This window comes from Streptomyces sp. NPDC012637, from assembly GCF_042954805.1.
Classification (GTDB): Bacteria; Actinomycetota; Actinomycetes; order Streptomycetales; family Streptomycetaceae; genus Streptomyces.
Genome location: NZ_JBIBDS010000003.1, coordinates 615233 through 631188, shown reverse-complemented (window position 1 = coordinate 631188; position 15956 = coordinate 615233). Strand labels below are relative to the sequence as shown.

The 15956-nt window shown below is 72.4% G+C and carries 12 protein-coding genes; 3 read left to right on the top strand and 9 right to left on the bottom strand.

All coding sequences use genetic code 11. The features are described from left to right. Window positions 1-3 precede the first annotated feature (3 nt). Window positions 4-1434 carry a pyruvate kinase gene (pyk, locus tag ACFY8W_RS15910; RefSeq protein WP_391105145.1) on the bottom strand — a complete coding sequence of 477 codons (1431 nt, stop codon included), beginning with the start codon at window positions 1432-1434 and terminating at the stop codon, window positions 4-6. Window positions 1435-1580: 146 nt separating this feature from the next. Then, the gene (locus ACFY8W_RS15905; protein WP_391105143.1) at window positions 1581-2255 is read right to left on the bottom strand and encodes an SIMPL domain-containing protein; all 675 of its coding nucleotides are present in this window, start codon (window positions 2253-2255) and stop codon (window positions 1581-1583) included. Window positions 2256-2381: 126 nt separating this feature from the next. On the opposite strand from ACFY8W_RS15905, the gene ACFY8W_RS15900 reads away from it, so the two are divergent. Beyond that, the gene (locus tag ACFY8W_RS15900; protein ID WP_391105141.1) at window positions 2382-4178 is read left to right on the top strand and encodes a 5'-nucleotidase C-terminal domain-containing protein; all 1797 of its coding nucleotides are present in this window, start codon (window positions 2382-2384) and stop codon (window positions 4176-4178) included. A gap of 19 nt (window positions 4179-4197) precedes the next feature. Here the strand turns inward: ACFY8W_RS15900 and ACFY8W_RS15895 are convergent, their stop codons facing one another. The 6 genes from ACFY8W_RS15895 to ACFY8W_RS15870 all read right to left on the bottom strand — a co-directional run bounded on the left by ACFY8W_RS15895 (window position 4198) and on the right by ACFY8W_RS15870 (window position 12003). Then, a complete protein-coding gene (locus ACFY8W_RS15895; protein ID WP_391105140.1) occupies window positions 4198-5610 on the bottom strand; it encodes a SidA/IucD/PvdA family monooxygenase in 1413 nt (470 codons plus the stop codon). Beyond that, window positions 5607-6983, bottom strand: coding sequence for an aminotransferase class V-fold PLP-dependent enzyme (locus tag ACFY8W_RS15890; protein ID WP_391105138.1), 1377 nt, complete (start codon window positions 6981-6983; stop codon window positions 5607-5609). Before ACFY8W_RS15890 ends, ACFY8W_RS15895 begins: the two co-directional genes overlap by 4 nt. A 167-nt stretch (window positions 6984-7150) precedes the next feature. Next, window positions 7151-9634: an aminopeptidase N gene (pepN, locus tag ACFY8W_RS15885; protein WP_391105136.1), complete on the bottom strand. Its 2484-nt coding sequence runs from the start codon at window positions 9632-9634 to the stop codon at window positions 7151-7153. Window positions 9635-9752: 118 nt separating this feature from the next. Beyond that, the gene (locus ACFY8W_RS15880; protein ID WP_391105134.1) at window positions 9753-10748 is read right to left on the bottom strand and encodes an asparaginase domain-containing protein; all 996 of its coding nucleotides are present in this window, start codon (window positions 10746-10748) and stop codon (window positions 9753-9755) included. Next, a complete protein-coding gene (locus ACFY8W_RS15875; RefSeq protein WP_391105132.1) occupies window positions 10748-11104 on the bottom strand; it encodes a chorismate mutase in 357 nt (118 codons plus the stop codon). The genes ACFY8W_RS15880 and ACFY8W_RS15875 overlap by 1 nt, the downstream gene beginning before the upstream one ends. A gap of 11 nt (window positions 11105-11115) precedes the next feature. Continuing rightward, the gene (locus tag ACFY8W_RS15870) at window positions 11116-12003 is read right to left on the bottom strand and encodes a helix-turn-helix domain-containing protein (RefSeq protein ID WP_391105130.1); all 888 of its coding nucleotides are present in this window, start codon (window positions 12001-12003) and stop codon (window positions 11116-11118) included. Between the two features lie 95 nt (window positions 12004-12098). Here ACFY8W_RS15870 and ACFY8W_RS15865 point away from each other — a divergent pair, with 95 nt between their 5' ends. Then, window positions 12099-13928: a beta-galactosidase gene (locus ACFY8W_RS15865; RefSeq protein WP_391105128.1), complete on the top strand. Its 1830-nt coding sequence runs from the start codon at window positions 12099-12101 to the stop codon at window positions 13926-13928. Window positions 13929-14084: 156 nt separating this feature from the next. Here the strand turns inward: ACFY8W_RS15865 and ACFY8W_RS15860 are convergent, their stop codons facing one another. Next, complete coding sequence (locus ACFY8W_RS15860) at window positions 14085-14873, bottom strand: trypsin-like serine protease (protein WP_391105126.1); 789 nt, start codon at window positions 14871-14873, stop codon at window positions 14085-14087. A 219-nt stretch (window positions 14874-15092) separates the two neighbouring features. On the opposite strand from ACFY8W_RS15860, the gene ACFY8W_RS15855 reads away from it, so the two are divergent. Beyond that, entirely contained in the window at window positions 15093-15932 is an 840-nt protein-coding gene (locus ACFY8W_RS15855; RefSeq protein ID WP_391105124.1) for a hypothetical protein, read from the top strand. Window positions 15933-15956: the final 24 nt, after the last annotated feature.

The following is a 15956-nucleotide window of genomic DNA, read 5'->3' as shown; positions in this document are numbered from 1 at the left end:
GCCTCAGTTCGCGACGGGGTCCCCGATGTGGTGGACCCGGACCATGTTGGTGGAGCCCGCCACGCCGGGCGGCGAGCCGGCCGTGATGACCACGATGTCTCCCTTCTTGCAGCGGCCGATGCGCAGCAGTTCCTCGTCGACCTGGGCGACCATGGCGTCGGTGGAGTCGACGTGCGGGCCGAGGAAGGTCTCCACGCCCCAGGTGAGGTTGAGCTGGGAGCGGGTCGCCGGGTCCGGGGTGAAGGCGAGCAGGGGGATGGGTGAGCGGTAGCGGGAGAGGCGTTTGACGGTGTCGCCGGACTGGGTGAAGGCGACGAGGAACTTGGCGCCGAGGAAGTCGCCGATCTCGGCGGCGGCGCGGGCGACGGCGCCGCCCTGGGTGCGGGGCTTGCTGCGCTCGGTCAGGGGTGGCAGGCCCTTGGCGAGGATGTCTTCCTCGGCCGCTTCGACGATGCGGCTCATGGTGCGGACGGTCTCGATCGGGTATTTGCCGACGCTGGTTTCGCCGGAGAGCATGACGGCGTCGGTGCCGTCGATGATGGCGTTGGCGACGTCGGAGGCTTCGGCGCGGGTGGGGCGGGAGTTGTCGATCATCGAGTCGAGCATCTGGGTGGCGACGATGACGGGTTTGGCGTTGCGCTTGGCGAGTTTGATCGCGCGCTTCTGGACGATCGGCACCTGCTCCAGCGGCATTTCGACGCCGAGGTCGCCGCGGGCCACCATGATGCCGTCGAAGGCGGCGACGATGTCGTCGATGTTCTCGACGGCCTGTGGCTTTTCGATCTTGGCGATGACGGGGACTCGTCGGCCTTCCTCGGTCATGATGCGGTGGACGTCCTCGACGTCGCGGCCGCTGCGGACGAAGGAGAGGGCGATGACGTCGGCGCCGGTGCGGAGTGCCCAGCGGAGGTCGTCGACGTCCTTCTCGGAGAGGGCGGGGACGGAGACGGCGACGCCGGGCAGGTTGAGGCCCTTGTTGTCGGAGACCATGCCGCCTTCGATGACGCGGGTGTGTACGCGGGGGCCGTCGACGGAGGTGACTTCGAGGGTGACGCGGCCGTCGTCGACGAGGATGCGTTCGCCGGTGGTGACGTCGTCGGCGAGGCCGGCGTAGGTGGTGCCGCAGGTGTGGCGGTCGCCTTGTACGGGTTCGACGGTGATGGTGAAGTCGTCGCCGCGTTCGAGGAGTACGGGGCCTTCGCGGAATCGGCCGAGGCGGATCTTCGGGCCTTGAAGGTCGGCGAGGACGCCGACGTTGCGGCCGGTCTCTTCGGCGGCCTTGCGGACGCGCTGGTAGCGCTCTTCGTGTTCGGCGTAGCTGCCGTGGCTGAGATTGAAGCGGGCCACGTCCATTCCGGCCTCGATCAATGCCTTGATCTGGTCGTATGTTTCGGTGGCGGGCCCAAGGGTACAAACGATTTTTGCTCGGCGCATAGGGCGAGCCTAGGCCTTACCAGCGGGTAGCGAGGTGGCTGGGCATGACTACTCAACAACCTTTCCGTGAAAGGTTGTTGACAAGTCTTGAATTTGTGCGGCGGGCTGCTCCGATGAGCGGTTTAAGGCCCGAAAAGCCGTTCGTCTCAGAGTGCGGGCGGCGTCATCGTGAATCGTGCCGCGACTTCCGCGGTGACCGTCTGCCGTTGCGGTTCCAGATCGAGCGGGGCGGGCGTTTCCGTCGCTTCCGCGGCGAAGGCCATGCGCATTCCGCCGGCGGGCGTGGGCATGCCGGGCGTGAGTCCCGTGTCGGAGAGTTCGAGCAGTGCCGCCAGCGAGGTGCCGAGTGCGTCCGTGTACTCGCGGGCCCGCCGCACCGCTTCCCGTACCGCCATGCGGCGGGCCTCCGCGTGGGCGGGCGAGTCGGGGCGCAGGGACCACCACGGGCCGTCGACCCGTGTCCACTCCAGGTCGGCGAGGCGCATGGTCAGCTCGCCCAGGGCGGAGAAGTCGGTGAGCTCGGCCGTGAGGTGCACCCAGCCCTGGTGGGCGCGGACCCGTTCCCCGCGGCCGTGCCGGACCGGCTCGGGTGTGACGGACAGGGCGCCGGTCTCCAGGGTGGCGACGGCTTCGCCGTACGACTTGATCAGGGTGATCGCCTCGGCGTTGCGGGTGGTCAGGGTGGCCAGGACTTCGGTCCGGTCGGTGCCTCTGGCGCGTACCGACACGCCGATGCGGGCGAGTTCCGGCTCCACTTCGAGACGGCCCTCGCCGCGGACCGTCACCTGGGGTGCTTCGGGGGTGGGGTGCGGCTGTGTCATACCGAACACTTTCCCACTCCGTAACCCGAAAGGGCTGTTGCGACAGTGCGGTCTGAGCCAGAATCTACGCGCGTTGTGCGCCACTGAAGGGCGCCTGCGCCGCAGATCACAAGGGGAGAAACGCACATGCCGCTGAACCGCCGGGCCTTCTTGGAGAGCTCCGCCGCCGTCGGAGCCGGAGTCGCACTCACCGCGGGGGCGGCCGCCCCCGCGGAGGCCCACGATGCCCGCCCCCGGCCGGCGAAGCGGTACTCGTTCACCGTGATGGGCACCACCGACCTGCACGGAAACGTCTTCAACTGGGACTACTTCACGGACAAGGAGTTCGACGACAAGGCCCACAACGACGTCGGCCTCGCGAAGATCTCCACCCTGGTCGACCAGGTGCGCGAGGAGAAGGGCCGTCGCAACACGCTGCTCATCGACGCGGGCGACACCATCCAGGGCACCCAGCTGTCCTACTACTACGCCAAGGTCGACCCGATCACCCAGGCCGGCGGCCCCGTCCACCCGATGGCCCAGGCCATGAACGCCATCGGCTACGACGCGGCCGCGCTCGGCAACCACGAGTTCAACTACGGCATCCCGGTGCTCCGCAAGTTCCAGGACCAGTGCGACTTCCCGCTGCTGGGCGCCAACGCGCTCGACGCGAAGACGCTGCGCCCGGCCTTCCCGCCGTACAGCATGCACTGCCTGCGCACCCCGCACGGCCGTGACGTCAAGGTCGCCGTGCTCGGTCTCACCAACCCCGGCATCGCCATCTGGGACAAGGCCAACGTCACCGGTCAGATGGTCTTCCCGGGCCTGGAGGAGCAGGCCGCGAAGTGGGTGCCGAAGCTGCGTTCCATGGGCGCCGACGTGGTGATCGTCTCCGCGCACTCCGGTTCCAGCGGCACCTCTTCTTACGGCGACCAGCTCCCGTACATCGAGAACGCGGCCGGTCTGGTCGCCGAGCAGGTCCCCGGCATCGACGCGATCCTCGTGGGCCACGCGCACACCGAGATCCCCGAGTACAGGGTCACGAACAAGGAGACCGGCAAGGACGTCGTTCTGTCCGAGCCGCTGAAGTGGGGTCAGCGCCTCACCCTCTTCGACTTCGACCTGGTGTGGCAGAAGGGCCGCTGGGTGGTCGAGAAGGTCGGCGCGAAGGTCCTCAACTCCAACACCGTGGCGGAGGACCCGGAGATCACGGCGCTGCTCTCCGACGAGCACAAGAAGGTCGTGGAGTACGTCAACCAGGTCATCGGCACGTCCACCGCCGTCATGACCACGGCCGACGCGCCGTGGAAGGACGAGCCGATCATCGACCTGATCAACGTCGTGCAGGCCGAGACGGTGAAGGCGGCCCTGGCGGGCGGCGAGTACGCGAACCTGCCGGTGCTCTCGCAGGCTTCCTGCTTCTCGCGTACGGCGCGCATCCCGTCCGGGCAGATCACCATCAAGGACGCTGCCGGGCTCTACCCGTTCGAGAACACGATGGAGGCCCGTCTGATGACGGGTGCCCAGCTCAAGGACTACCTGGAGTTCTCGGCGCGGTACTACGTGCAGACCGCGGCGGGTGCTCCGGTGGACACCGCGAAGCTGACCAACGCGAACGGCACTCCGGACTACAACTACGACGCCGTGTCCGGTCTGACGTACGAGATCGACATCGCCAAGCCGGCCGGCTCGCGGATCGTGAACCTGTCCTTCCAGGGCGAGCCGCTCGACCCGGCGGCGCGGTTCGTGTTCGCCGTCAACAACTACCGGGCGAACGGCGGCGGCGCCTTCCCGCACGTCGCCGCCGCTCCGAAGCTGTGGTCGAACTCGGACGAGATCCGCAACACCATCATCCAGTGGGTGAAGGCGAAGGGCACCGTCGACCCGGCGGCCTTCGCGTCGGTGGACTGGAAGCTGACCCGGGACGGCGTCCCGGTGTTCTAGTGGGTCCGTACCCCGTGCGTCAGTGTTGTACGAGAGGCGTCAGCTTCTGGCCCTGGGCCGGAATGCCCGGCGCCTCTCGCGCGTCCAGGCCGAAGGTGGTGAAGGCGGTGCGGCGCGGCAGCGGGTACGGCTCCTTGCCGGTCACCGAGTTGAGGATGACCGCGCTGCGCCAGGCGGCCAGTCCCAGGTCGGGCGCGCCGACGCCGTGGGTGTGGCGCTCCGCGTTCTGCACGTAGACCGAGCCGCTGACCGACTCGTCGAGGACCAGCCGGTACTCGGCGTCGATCCGGGCCCGGCCGGTGGAGTCGTGGCGCAGGTAGGGGTCGAGTCCGGCGAGCATCCGGTCGAGCGGGCGTTCGCGGTAGCCGGTGGCGAGGACGACGGCGTCGGTGGTCAGCCGGGAGCGGGTGGACTGCTGGACGTGCTCCAGGTGGAGCTCGACCTGGGTGGTGGCGACGCGGCCGGCGGTGCGGACGCGGACGCCGGGCGTGAGGACGGCGTCCGGCCAGCCGCCGTGCAGGGTGCGGCGGTAGAGCTCGTCGTGGATGGCGGTGATGGTGTCGGCGTCGATGCCCTTGTGCAACTGCCATTGGCGGGGCATGAGTTCGTTGCGGACGGGTTCGGGCAGGGCGTGGAAGTAGCGGGTGTAGTCGGGCGTGAAGTGCTCGAGTCCCAGCTTGGAGTACTCCATGGGTGCGAAGGCTTCGGTGCGGGCCAGCCAGTGCAGTTTCTCCGCGCCGGCCGGGCGGGCGCGGAGCAGGTCGAGGAAGACCTCGGCGCCGGACTGGCCGGAGCCGATGACGGTGACGTGGCCGGCGGTGAGCAGGGACTCGCGGTGGGCGAGGTAGTCCGCGGAGTGGATGACGGGGACGCCGGGGGCGTCGGCGAGGGGCTTGAGGGGTTCGGGGACGTACGGTTCGGTGCCGACGCCGAGGACGACGTTGCGGGTGTACGAACGGCCCAGGGCCTCGGCCTCGCCGTCGGCGTCGAGTTGGGTGAAGTCGACTTCGAAGAGGCGGCGTTCGGGGTTCCAGCGGACCGAGTCGACCTGGTGGCCGAAGTGCAGGCCCGGGACCTTCTCGCTGACCCAGCGGCAGTAGGCGTCGTACTCGGCGCGGTGGATGTGGAACTTCTCGGCGAAGTAGAACGGGAAGAGCCGGTCGCGGGAGCGGAGGTAGTTGAGGAAGGTCCAGGGGCTGGCCGGGTCGGCGAGGGTCACCAGGTCGGCGAGGAAGGGGACCTGGAGGGTGGAGCCGTCGATGAGGAGCCCGGGGTGCCACTGGAAGGCGGGGCGCTGCTCGTAGAAGGCGGTGGCGAGGTCGCCGGGGACGCCGTGGGCGAGCGCGGCGAGCGACAGGTTGAACGGGCCGATGCCGACGCCCACCAGGTCGTGCGGACGGTCGAGGTCGTGCTGCGGGGTGCTGCCGGTCATCGGTGGGTGCTGCCTTCCACGAGGGTGAGGATCTCTTCGAGGTCGCCGGGGGTGGCGTGGGGGTTGAGCAGGGTGGCCTTGAGCCAGAGCCGGCCGTCGGCGGCGGCTCGGCCGAGGACGGCGCGGCCCTCGGTGAGCAGGGTGCGGCGGATGGCCGCGACGGCCTCGTCGGGGGCGCCGTACGGCCGGAGGAGGACGGTGGTGAGGGTGGGCCGGGCGTACAGCTCCAGGGCCGGTGCCTTTTCGACGAGGTCGGCCAGGTGTCGCGCCTGGTCCATGCACGCGTCGACGAGCGCGCCGAGGCCGGTGCGGCCGAGGGCGCGCAGGGTGACGGCGGTCTTGACGACGTCGGGGCGGCGGGTGGTGCGCAGGGAGCGGCCGAGGAGGTCGGGCAGTCCGGCCTCGGTGTCGTCGTCGGCGTTCAGGTAGTCGGCGGTGTGCTCGAGTACGGCGAGGTCGGCGGCGTCCCGTACGGCGAGGAGTCCGGCGGCGGCCGGCTGCCAGCCCAGTTTGTGCAGGTCGACGGTGACGGTGCGGGCGTGGCCGAGGCCGTCGAGGAGGTGCCGGTGGGTGTCGCTGAAGAGGGCGGGGCCGCCGTAGGCGGCGTCGACGTGGAGCTCGGCGCCGTGCGCGGCGCACAGTTCGGCGATCCGCGGGAGCGGGTCGATCAGTCCGGCGTCGGTGGTGCCGGCGGTCGCGGCGACGAGGACGGGCCGCCCGGCGAGGCCGGTGAGGGCCTCGTCGAGGGCGACCGGGTCGAGGGTGCCGCGGGGGGTGGGGACGACGACCGGCTCGGGCAGGCCGAGGAGCCAGGCGGCGCGCTGGAAGGAGTGGTGGGCATTGGCGCCGATCACGGTGCGGACGGTGCCGTGCCGTTCCCTGGCGAGGAGCAGGGCGAGCTGGTTGGACTCGGTGCCGCCGGTGGTGACGAGGGCGTCGGGCGCCGGGGCGCCGGGGAACACCTCGGCTGCCAGGGTGGTGGTGACCAGGGCTTCGAGTGCGGAGGCGGCCGGGGCCTGGTCCCAGGAGTCCAGGGAGGGGTTGAGCGCGGAGGCGGCGAGGTCGGCGGCGACGGCGAGCGCGAGCGGCGGGGTGTGCAGGTGCGCGGCGCAGAGCGGGTGCGCGGGGTCGGCGGCACCGGCGGCGAGCGTCCGCACGATCGTTCGGAGGGCCTCGTCCTGGCCGGTGCCGTCCTGTGGCAGCACGGCGCCGACGGCTTCTCGCACCCGGCGCGCCACGGCGTCGGCGCCTCCGTCGGGGAGCGGGCCGCCGCGCGCGGCGGCGCCGTCGCGCAGGGCCCCGAGGACGATGTCGAGCAACGGGCGCAGGGCTTCCGGCCCGTGAGCGCCTCCGGCGAGGGGTATGGCACGCATGGACGACAGGGTGCCGGGGGTTGTCGGGGATTGTCCGGAGAGTGTGGTGGTGTGACCCGAAAGGGGGACGGGCGCCGGGGCGTGTCTTGCGGATCTTGCCGGCGTTCCGGCGTCCGGCGCGCGCGTCTGCCCGGCCCGATCCGGAAGACACGCCCTCGGCCCTGTCCCTAGCCGCGTGCTCGAAGGGCCCGGCGCAGGTCGTCCAGCTGGTCGGTCAGCTGGCGGTGGAGGGCCGGGATCATCGTGTCCTGCGCGAGGTGGCGCTCGCCGAGTGCCAGGGACTCCGCGTCGACCGCGTACGACGGGAAGCCCCGGCGGCCGGCGGCCTCCGCCATGGCGGGGCCGCGTCGCTGGGCCATCGCGGTGACGTCCGGGTAGAAGCGGGGCAGGTAGTCGCGCAGCAGCTCGGCCTGCTCGGGCTGCCAGAAGCCCTGGGCGGTGGCCGTGAACAGGTAGTTCGACAGGTCGTCGGAGTCGAACATGGCGGACCAGGCGGCCGCCTTCGCCTCGGCCGTCGGCAGCGCGGCGCGGCAGCGGGCCGCGCCCTCCTGGCCGGTGGCGCTGGGGTCGCGCTCCAGCTCGGCGGCGATGGCGGCCTCGTCCGTCGCGCCGAGGACGGCGAGCCGGGCGAGGATCCGCCAGCGCAGCTCCGGGTCGAGCTCGGGGCCGCCGTGGACGGTGCCCTCCTCCAGCCAGGAGGCGATCTTGTCGGGTGTGGTCGCGCTGTCGACGAGGACGCGCACGGCGGTCAGGCGCAGGCCCGGTGCCTCGCCGTCCTCGGTGCGGCGCAGCAGGTCGCGGGTGATCGCCGTGAGCGTGGCGAGGGCGGCGGGCCGCTCGTCCTCGGAGACGTAGCGGTCGGCGATCTGCGTACGGGCGAAGCCGAGCACGCCCTGGACGACGGCGAGTTCGGTTTCCTCGGGGAGGTGCGCGGCGGCGAACTCCAGGTACTCGGTGCCGCCGAGTTCGCCGTCGCGGACCATGTCGCGCAGGGCGTTCCAGACGACCGCGCGGGTCAGCGGGTCGGGGATGCGGGAGATGCCGCGCAGCCCGCTCTCCTCGGACACCTCGTCGAAGCGCATCTTGGCGTAGGTGAGGTCGCCGTCGTTGAGGACGACCAGCGCCGGGCGCGGGCCGTCGAGCGGGATCGGGGCCTCCTGCGGGACGTCGGCCCACACGCGCTCGCGCAGCACGAGGTCGCCGGCCGCGTCGTGGTCGTAGACGCCGACGGAGAGCCGGTGCGGGCGGCTGCCGCGGCGGTCGACGGTGAGCCGCCACTTGGTGCCCTCGCCTTCGAGGCGCGGCGTGAGGACGTCGACGCCCGTGGTGCGCAGCCACTGCTCGGCCCAGGCGTGGACGTCGCGGTCGGTGGCGGCGGCGAGGTTGTCGATGAAGTCGGCGAGGGTGGCGTTGCCGAACTTGTGGCGCTTGAAGTGGATGTTGATGCCGGCGAGGAAGTCCTCCTCGCCGAGCCAGGCGACGAGCTGCCGCAGTGCGGAGGCGCCCTTGGCGTAGGAGATGCCGTCGAAGTTGAGCAGCGCGGACGCGGTGTCGGGGACGGCGTCGGGGTCCGGGGCGACGGGGTGGGTGGAGGGCCGCTGGTCGGCCTCGTAGCCCCAGGACTTGCGGGTGACGCCGAAGTCGATCCAGGTGTCGGCGAAGCGGTCGGAGCAGGCCTCGTTGATGGTCTGGTAGCCCATGTACTCGGCGAAGGACTCGTTCAGCCAGATGTCGTCCCACCAGCGCAGCGTGACGAGGTCGCCGAACCACATGTGGGCCATCTCGTGGGCGATGACCATGGCGCGGGTCATGCGCTCGGTGTCGGTGACGGCGGAGCGGAAGACGAACTCGTCGCGGAAGGTGACGAGTCCGGGGTTCTCCATGGCCCCGGCGTTGAACTCGGGGACGAAGGCCTGGTCGTACGAGTCGAAGGGGTACGGCTCGTCGAACTTCTCGTGGTAGCGGTCGAAGCAGGCCTTGGTGACGTCGAGGATCTCGTCGGCGTCGGCGTCCAGGTGGGGTGCGAGCGAGCGGCGGCAGTGGATGCCGAAGGGCAGGCCGGCGTGCTCGGTGCGGACCGAGTGCCAGGGGCCGGCGGCGACGCAGACGAGGTAGGTGGAGAGCAGCGGGGTGGGTGCGGCCTTCCAGCGGCCGTCCGGCTGCTGCTCGGTGATGCCGTTGGAGAGGACGGTCCAGTCCTCGGGCGCGGTGACGGAGACCTCGAAGACGGACTTGAGGTCGGGCTGGTCGAAGGCGGCGAAGACGCGCTGGACGTCCTCCATGAACAGCTGGGTGTAGACGTACGTCTCGCCGTCGGTGGGGTCGGTGAAGCGGTGCATGCCCTCGCCGGTGCGCGAGTAGCGCATGGTGGCGGTGACGGACAGGGTGTGCTCGCCCTCGGTGAGGGTGAGCGGGAGCCGGTTGCCGTCCAGGGTGGCGGCGTCGAGCGGCTCGCCGTCGAGGACGGCGGAGTGGAGGGTGTCCGGCTTGAGCTCGACGAAGGTGGTCCCGGCGGCGCGGGCGCTGAACCGGATGAGGCTGGTGGACCCGAAGGTCTCGTCGCCGGTGGTGAGGTCGAGGTCCACGGTGTAGTGGTGGACGTCGAGGAGCTGGGCACGGGTCTGCGCTTCGTCGCGCGTCAATACGGACATGGGCCCATGCTGCCCGATGCCTCCCTGCCCCGGGAGGGGCGTTCACCGAGAGCTCAGGACCGGGGCGGGTCCGGCGGAGCCGGTCCTGGGTCGCCGGACGGGCTCCGGGACGGCCGGGTCAGGCGAGTCCCGCGCCGTCGAAGTGGGCGAAGGCGGCGGAGATGCGGGGCCGGTCGTAGCCGGCCGGGCCCTTGGCGCCGCTGGAGAGCAGGGCGTGCAGCAGCAGCCGGGCCTTGGCCGGGGCGAGCGGGCCCGCCGGGATCAGGCCGCGGTGCAGCAGGTCGTACTCGGAGCCGGGGCTCCGGTAGGTGTGGGAGAGGGTCGCGCCGGCGCCGGTGCGGGAGGCGAGGACGACCGGCATGCGCGCGGCGAGCGCCTCCAGCGGCTCGACGAACCAGGCGGGCACGTGTCCGGCGCCGAAGGCGGCGACGACGAGGCCGTCGTGGCGTTCGGCGACGGCTTCGAGGAGTTCGCCGCGGTCGCCGAGGGAGAGCGTCAGGAGGGCCACCCGTACGTCCGGGTCGAGGCGCAGCGGGCAGACCCGGGCGGGGACGGCGGGGCGCAGCAGGATCCGCGGCTCGCCCTCGACGACGACGCCGAGGGGTCCCGCGCCGGGTGAGGTGAAGGTGGCGACGGAGGTGGTGTGGGCCTTGTGGGCGAAGCGGGCCGCGTGGATCTCGTCGGCGAGGACGACGAGGACGCCGAGCCCGCGGCAGCCGGGGTCGGCGGCGACGGCGAGGGCGGCGGCCAGGTTGGCGGGGCCGTCGGCGCCGGGCAGGTCGGGGCGGCGCATGGCGCCGGTGACGACGACCGGCTCCTCGGTGGTGCAGAGGAGGTCGAGGAGGAAGGCGGTCTCCTCCAGGGTGTCGGTGCCCTGGACGACGACCGCGCCGGAGCCCTCGGCGACCGTCCTGCCGACCTCGTCGGCGAGGGCGGCGAGGTCCTCGAAGGAGAGGGTGGAGCTGGGGACGCGCCGGAAGTCCCGCAGCTCGACGTCCACGCCGACGGGCGCGACGCCGAGCTCGGCGAGCACCTCGGCGCCGGACATGCGGCTCGCGTCACCGCCGCGCGCGGAGATGGTGCCGCCGAGGGTGAATACGGTGACGCGTGCCATCAGCGTGCTCCGTCCGCGATCGTCCGGTCCGTCGTCGCCGCCGCGCCGTCCGCGGCCGTCCCGTCCGCGATCGTCTCGTGGTGGCGGATGACCTCCGCGATGATGAAGTTCAGCAGCTTCTCCGCGAACGCCGGGTCCAGTTTCGCGCTCTCGGCGAGTTCCCGCAGCCGGGCGATCTGGCGGGCCTCGCGGGCCGGGTCGGCGGGCGGCAGCTGGTGCTTCGCCTTGAGGACGCCGACCTGCTGGGTGCACTTGAAGCGCTCGGCGAGCATGTGGACCACCGCCGCGTCGATGTTGTCGATGCTCTCGCGCAGCCGGGTCAGCTCGGCCCGTACGGACTCGTCGATCTCGCTCATGACCAGCGAGCCTATCCGGATCCGGTGAGGATGGTGGGCGGGTGTTCGGGATCCGGAACGGTGTTGCTCCAGCCGCCCGGCACGGTCCGGCCCTGCTGCTCGCGGAAGCGGATCGGGGCGGTGCCGACCCGGCGGGTGAAGAGCCGGGAGAAGTAGGCCGGGTCGTCGTAGCCGACGCGGCGGGCGACGGCGGCGACCGGCAGATCGGTGGCGGCGAGGAGTTCCTTGGCGCGGCCGAGGCGGACGGTGAGCAGGTAGTCCTTGGGGCTGCAGCCGGCGGCCCGGCGGACGGCGGTGCGCAGCTCGGCGGCCGTCATGCCGTGCCGTGCGGCGTGCTCGGCGACGGACATGCGGCTGAAGGCGTCGCGGGCGAGGGCGGACAGGACCGGGTCGCCGTCGGCGTTGGTGTCGGCGCGGGCGCGGCGCAGCGCGACCAGGAGTTCGTGGACGGCGGCGGCGGTCTCGACCTCCAGGAGCGGGTTCCCCGGGCGGGCGGCGCGGGCGATGCGGCCGATGGCGGCGCGGGCGGGCGCGGCGTCGGCGAGCGGGACGACGGGCCGGTCGGGTTCGATGTAGCCGAGTTCGGTGTAGGTGGCGGTGGCGGGTCCGGTGAAGTCGACGAAGGACTCGTCCCAGCCGGTGCCGGGGTCGGCGGAGTAGTGGTGGGGCGCGCCGGGGGTGAGCCAGATCAGGGCGGGCGCGGTGACGGTGGTGCGGCGGCCGTCGGGGCCGCGGTACCAGCCGCTGCCGGAGCTGACGACGACGGCGACGTGGTGGTCGAGGGTGCGCGGGCCGACGGTGGGCAGGGCGCCGTGCTGGAGGCCGACGCCGAGGCAGACCAGGCCGAGGCGGTGGTGGACGGGGCTCGGCGTGAAGTAGCGCATCCAGGTGTGGTACATGGCGCGGCTTCCTCCCTGTCGTCCGCCTGAAGGTCCAAACTGCGACGATCTTTGTCCATGGACCGGTCCGCCGCCAGAGGGCGAAGGTGAGGCGCATGAGCGAGTTCAGCCAGTTCAGCCAGTCCGGCCGGTCCCGGCAGTCCGGCCCGTCCGGCCGGTCCGGGCGGTCCGGGCAGTCCGGGCGGTTCGTGGTGGGCGACGAGGACTTCCTTCTCGACGGGCGGCCGGTGCGGCTGCTCTCCGGGGCGCTGCACTACTTCCGGGTGCACGAGGGGCAGTGGGACCACCGTCTCGGGATGCTGCGGGCCATGGGCCTCAACTGCGTCGAGACGTACGTGCCGTGGAACCTGTACGAGCCGGAGCCGGGCCGGTACGGGGACGTGGCCGCGCTCGGCCGCTTCCTGGACGCGGTGGCGCGGGCCGGGATGTGGGCGATCGTGCGCCCGGGGCCGTACATCTGCGCGGAGTGGGAGAACGGCGGTCTGCCGCACTGGCTGACGGGGCCGCTGGGGCGGCGGGTGCGCACGGACGACGCGGAGTACCTGGCCCCCGTGGACCGCTGGTTCCGGCGGCTGCTCCCGCAGGTGGTGGAGCGGCAGATCTCCCGGGGCGGCCCGGTGGTCATGGTGCAGGTGGAGAACGAGTACGGCAGTTACGGCACGGACGCCGGCTATCTGCGGCACATGGCGGAGCTGCTGGTGGAGTGCGGGGTGGAGGTGCCGCTGTTCACCTCGGACGGCCCGGAGGACCACATGCTGACGGGCGGCTCGGTCCCGGGCGTGCTCGCGACGGCGAACTTCGGCTCGGGTGCGCGGGAGGCCTTCGCGGCGCTGCGGCGGCACCAGCCGACGGGGCCGCTGATGTGCATGGAGTTCTGGTGCGGCTGGTTCGACCACTGGGGCACGGAGCACGCCGGGCGGGACGCGGCGGACGCGGCGGCGACCCTGCGGGAGATCCTGGAGTGCGGGGCCTCGGTCAACGTCTACATGGCGCACGGCGGGACGAGCTTCGCCGGCTGGGCGGGGGCGAACCGGTCCGGCCGGCTGCACGACGGCGCGCTGCGGCCGACGGTGACCTCGTACGACTACGACGCGCCGGTCGACGAGGCGGGGCTGCCGACGGAGAAGTTCCGGCTGTTCCGCGAGGTGCTCGCGGAGTACGCGGAGGAGCCGCTGCCGGCGGTGCCGGAGCCGCCGGTACGGATCGGGGCGCCGGCGGCCGGCTTCCCGGACGGCTGGGCGCCGCTCGCGGAGGTCCTGGAGGTGCTGGGCGACGAGGAGTCGCAGACGCCGGTGCCGCCGGCCTTCGAGGAGCTGGGCGTGGACCGGGGTGTGGTCCGCTACCGGGTGGCGGTGCCGGGGCCGCGGCAGCCGTACCCGCTCTCCGTGACGGGGCTGCGGGACCGGGCCGTGGTGTACGTCGACGGGCTCCCGGCCGGGGTCCTGGAGACGGAGGACGCGGTGCTCGCCGAGCCGGTCGCGGGGCCGGCCGTCGTGGACCTGTGGGTGGAGTCGCTGGGGCGGGTGAACTACGGGCCGCGGCAGGCGGAGCCGAAGGGCATCACGGGCGGGATCCGGCACGAGCGGCAGTTCCTGCACGGGGTGCGGGCGCGGGGCCTGCGGCTGGACGCGTTCGAGGCGGCGGCGGTGGCGAAGGTCCCGTTCGGTCCCGTGGCCGCCGACGCCGGGCCGGGGCTGTACCGGGCCTCGGTGGAGGTCGGCTCGCCGGGTGACGCGTGGCTGCGGCTGCCGGGCCGGACCCGGGGGTTCGTCTGGGTCAACGGCTTCTGTCTGGGCCGCTACTGGAACGCCGGACCGCAGGACTCCCTGTACGTGCCGGGCCCCGTGCTCACGGCGGGCACGAACGAGGTGTGGGTGCTCGAGCTGGAGGGCGGCGGCGCGGCCGGGCCGGTGGAGCTGGCATAGGCCGTCTCTTCCGGATGCCGGCCCGGTCCGCGGCGTGTCCGGCCCTGGTCAGAAGGAGACGGCCTCGCGCGGGAGTGCCCGGGGCCTGTCGGTCCCGGGCACTCCGTACGGCTGCGAGCGGTGCCGCGGCGTGGCCGCGTGTGCGTGCGGGTGGTGCTACAGCGTGGCCGCCGCGGACTTGATCGCGGAGGCGAAGGTGGACACCTCGGTGTAGACGCCGGGGTAGCCCGCGCGGGCGCAGCCCTCGCCCCAGCTCACGATGCCGACCTGGATCCAGGCGCCGTTGTTGTCCTTGCGGAACATCGGGCCGCCGGAGTCGCCCTGGCAGGTGTCGACGCCGCCCTCGTTGTAGCCGGCGCAGATCTCCTCGCCGGGGACGAGGGAGCTGCCGTACGCGGACTGGCAGTCGGCGTCCGAGACGAACGGGACGGTCGCCTTGCGCAGGTACCGCTGCTGCGAGCCGCCCTCACGGGTGGCGCCCCAGCCGGCGACGGTGAAGGTGCCGCTGTTGTACGCGGTGGTCTCGGCGATCTTCAGGTTCGGCAGGCTGGTGATGGGCGAGGCCAGCTTGATGAGGGCCCAGTCCTTGCCCTGCCCGTTGTAGCCGGGGGCCTGGTAGACCTTGGTCGAGCGGACCTTGATGGCGCTGCCGGACTGGAGGTCCACGACACCGGCGGTGGCGGTGATGCCGGTGTTGTTGCCCGAGCCGCTGACACAGTGCGCGGCGGTGAGGACGACCTGAGGGGTGATCAGGGAGCCGCCACAGCCCATGGAGAGCCTGACCATCCAGGGGAACTCGCCCTGGGCGGCGCGGGTGCCTCCGACGACCGGCGCGGGCGCGGCGGAGGCGGTGGTGGTGGGCTGGAGGCTGACGGCGGCGAGGACGACGGCGCCCGCGGCGGCGAGTTTCTGCAGCGCGCGGACCAGCCTGTTCTTCTTCTGCATACGACTGCCTTCTTTCATGGGGGGTTGATCTTGATGGCATGTGCCCGTCAAGACGTGGTCCGGATTATGGAGAGGGCGCAACGGGCGTCACAAGAAGGCCTTTTCGGCCAGACGGGCGACGGCCCGGGCCGGGTCCCGTCCGGCGGACCGGGCCGCCATCGGCCGGAGGGGCCCAGGTCGGCCGGCGCCCGTACCCTGGACGGCAGGGGGTGATCCGGGATGCCGCACAGCGATGAAGTCTCTCCCGTGGTCCACGGGTTCCCGCACCTCGACACGGTCCGCTCGTCCATCACGGCGCTCTATCGGCGGCTCTCCCCGGACGGCGTACGGCGCTACGAGGTCAGCGTCCCGGCCTCCGACGTCCTGGTCGACGACAGCGACGGGCTGCACCTCGGCGCCCAGCGGGTGGCCCGCGCGCTCGTCCGCCAGCTGCGGCTGCCGGAGGCGCGGATGGTCGTGAGCTTCCGGGCCATGGAACACGCGGCGAGCGTCGAACTGAGCGCGGGCCCGGAGTACTTCGTCGAGCTCAACGAGCGCTTCGCCCGCCGCGAGCACCGGCGCGACATCGGCGCCGCGCTCGCCCACGAGATCACCCACGTCCTGCTGCACCGGCTCGGCCTCACGATGCCCACGACCGCCGGGAACGAGATCCTCACCGACGTCGCCGCCACCTACCTCGGCGCGGGCTGGCTGCTCCTGGACGCCTTCCGCCAGGACGGCATGTCCAGCCAGAAGCTCGGCTACCTGACGCCCGAGGAGTTCGGCTACGTGCTCGCCAAGCGGGCCGCGGTGTTCGACGAGGACCCTTCGCCGTGGTTCACCAGCGCCGTCGCGTACGAGGCGTGGCTGCGCGGCCGGGAGGAGGCCGCCCGCGACTGGCGCCGCCCGCCGCTGGCCGGCGCCGGCTGGGCGGCCCGGCGCAGGGCCCGGGCGGCCGGCGGGGACGGTGCGTTCCCGTGCCCGGTGTGCGGGCAGCGGCTCCGGGTGACCGCGGGCGGGCAGCGCCGGGTCAGGGCCAGGTGCGGGGTGTGCGGCACGGTCCTGGAGTGCGCGCCCTGACCGTGGGGAGTGCCGCGCGCCGCA

Coding starts and splice junctions, on each gene's coding strand:
- ACFY8W_RS15905 (WP_391105143.1), bottom strand. CDS start 2,255: ATGACACAGCCGCACCCCACCCCCGAAGCACCCCAGGTGACGGTCCGC.
- ACFY8W_RS15900 (WP_391105141.1), top strand. CDS start 2,382: ATGCCGCTGAACCGCCGGGCCTTCTTGGAGAGCTCCGCCGCCGTCGGA.
- ACFY8W_RS15865 (WP_391105128.1), top strand. CDS start 12,099: ATGAGCGAGTTCAGCCAGTTCAGCCAGTCCGGCCGGTCCCGGCAGTCC.
- pyk (WP_391105145.1), bottom strand. CDS start 1,434: ATGCGCCGAGCAAAAATCGTTTGTACCCTTGGGCCCGCCACCGAAACA.
- ACFY8W_RS15880 (WP_391105134.1), bottom strand. CDS start 10,748: ATGGCACGCGTCACCGTATTCACCCTCGGCGGCACCATCTCCGCGCGC.
- ACFY8W_RS15870 (WP_391105130.1), bottom strand. CDS start 12,003: ATGTACCACACCTGGATGCGCTACTTCACGCCGAGCCCCGTCCACCAC.
- pepN (WP_391105136.1), bottom strand. CDS start 9,634: ATGTCCGTATTGACGCGCGACGAAGCGCAGACCCGTGCCCAGCTCCTC.
- ACFY8W_RS15875 (WP_391105132.1), bottom strand. CDS start 11,104: ATGAGCGAGATCGACGAGTCCGTACGGGCCGAGCTGACCCGGCTGCGC.
- ACFY8W_RS15890 (WP_391105138.1), bottom strand. CDS start 6,983: ATGCGTGCCATACCCCTCGCCGGAGGCGCTCACGGGCCGGAAGCCCTG.
- ACFY8W_RS15855 (WP_391105124.1), top strand. CDS start 15,093: ATGCCGCACAGCGATGAAGTCTCTCCCGTGGTCCACGGGTTCCCGCAC.
- ACFY8W_RS15860 (WP_391105126.1), bottom strand. CDS start 14,873: ATGCAGAAGAAGAACAGGCTGGTCCGCGCGCTGCAGAAACTCGCCGCC.
- ACFY8W_RS15895 (WP_391105140.1), bottom strand. CDS start 5,610: ATGACCGGCAGCACCCCGCAGCACGACCTCGACCGTCCGCACGACCTG.